The 1,890-nt window shown below is 75.2% G+C and carries 1 protein-coding gene; it reads right to left on the bottom strand.

Going from position 1 to position 1,890, the window contains the following annotated elements:
* Positions 1-56: 56 nt before the first annotated feature.
* Complete coding sequence (locus ADY01_RS35210) at positions 57-1,829, bottom strand: heparinase II/III domain-containing protein (RefSeq protein WP_049580919.1); 1,773 nt, start codon at positions 1,827-1,829, stop codon at positions 57-59.
* Between the last annotated feature and the right edge of the window lie 61 nt (positions 1,830-1,890).

Here is a 1,890-nt window from a genome sequence, read left to right as displayed (position 1 = left end):
CGGGTGCGCTGGGGGGCGCTCCCGCCCCTCTCGTCCCGCTCGGGTGGCGGTCCGGGTCAGTCCTTGACGGGCTGGAAGGTGAGGACCGTGGCGCCGGCCGGGGCGGGGGCGAGGGCGCTCAGGCGGATGCGGTGGACGGTGGGGCCCCAGACGGCGTGCAGCTTGGCGTCGCGCGTGGGGCGTTCCTCCGTCTCGGCGCGGAACGCCGTGGCGTCGAACCGGACGGCGACCCGGTGTCCCGCCGGGCCGAGCAGCAGCGTTCCGGCCTCCTGGTCGACCGTCACGGGGTCGGTGGTGACCAGGTGGAGGGCGAGGGCGTCCGGCGGTTCGGCGAGGTGCCAGTCGTCGCGGACGGTGATGGTGGCCGGCTTGGCGCCGCGGGCCAGGGTGAGTTCGCGCCGCCAGGAGCGGATGCCCGCCTCCTGCGGCCAGGCCCCGGCGAGGTCGAGGGTGAGGGTGGCCACGGTCGCGGAGAGCAGGGTGCGGACGTCGGCCGCGGTGTGGTGGCGGCCCGCGGCCTGCTCGTGGGAGTCGACGAGCGGCAGGTTGTGCCAGGCGGAGCGCATGGTCCAGATCTGGTAGCGGTCCGGGCCGAAGGTCTTCGCGTCGTAGGTGCCCACGCCCAGGTCGATCACGACGGGGCGGCCGTGGAGGCCGATGATGAACGAGCCCACGTCGTTGTGGTTGTGCGATTCGTCGTTGTGGCCCGCCTTGGCGGCGAGGAAGAGGCCGCGCGGGTCGCCCGCGTGCTCCCGGGCGGTCAGCACCTCGGTGTCCGGCAGCCAGGTCTGCCGGGGCAGCGGGGCGTGGGGGGCGGCGGCGCGGGCGCGGTGCCAGTCGCCGTCGAGCAGCGGGGTGACGAGGCGGGCCAGGGAGTGGTCGGGGGCGTCCAGGTCGGTGGCGGCGGGCATGGCGGCGGCCTGGGCGGTGACGTCGGCGTCGCCGGTGCGCACGCCGTAGCGGAAGAGCAGACCGGGCTCGGCGGCGCGCAGCACCGGGCGGCCGTCGGCGAAGTTGACGTACCAGTCGCCGCCGATGTGGGCGGCCACCGGGTAACGGGCCATGTTGGCGACGACGGGCAGCCGGAACGCGTCCTCCTGGCCGGTGGCGGAGGCCAGGTGCTCCAGGCACTCGAAGAAGGAGGCGGCGGCGCGCCACCAGTAGTGGATGCCCTCGTCGCAGCCGCCGTCCTCGGGCACGACGCGGAGGTAACGGTCCAGGGCGGCGACGGCGCGGCCGACGCCGGTGGCGAGGGCGTCGCGGTCCTCCTCCAGGAGGAGGGAGGCGGGGAGGATGTTGGAGAGGATCCAGGGGGTCCAGTTGTTCATGGGCTCGCCCCGCAGGCCGAGCCAGCCCCAGTCGTCGCGCTCGCGGTAGGGGGCGAGGACCCGGTGGCGGACCTCGGCGGTGAGCAGCTCCCGTTCCGCCGCGGGCAGTTCCTCGCCGGCGAGCAGCGAGGTGAACGCCAGCAGCCCTGCGGTCTCGGCGGCGAACAGGTCGACGGTGGGCCGCTCGGGGTCGGGCGCGGGGAGGCCGCCGGGCCCGGTGGACCGTTCGTGCGCGGGAACGCACCAGGTCGGCTCGGAGCACAGCTCGCGGACGCCCTCGGCGAGTTGGCCGGTGGCGGCGCCGGGGCCGCGGAGCAGGGTGAGCACCACGGCCGCGGCCAGCCGGGAGCGGCGGGCGAAGTGCGGGCCTTCGTAGTGGACCCGGTCCCCGCGCAGCCCGAAGGCCGCGAAGCCGTCGGGCGGCAGCGCCGGCCAGGGGCCCGTCAGGTGGTCCTCGGCCCAGTGGATGAGCCGGGTGCGGGGGGTGTCTCTTTTTAACACCTTCCAGCCCCCCCGACTCAGGGGGAAAACTGATGGCGCGCTCTTCTTTGTGAAAACAACA

The sequence above is a fragment of the Streptomyces sp. SBT349 genome, from assembly GCF_001083795.1.
Taxonomy (GTDB): domain Bacteria; phylum Actinomycetota; class Actinomycetes; order Streptomycetales; family Streptomycetaceae; genus Streptomyces.
Note: the sequence above shows the minus strand (reverse complement) of the source record. Positions and strands in the feature narration are given on the sequence as shown.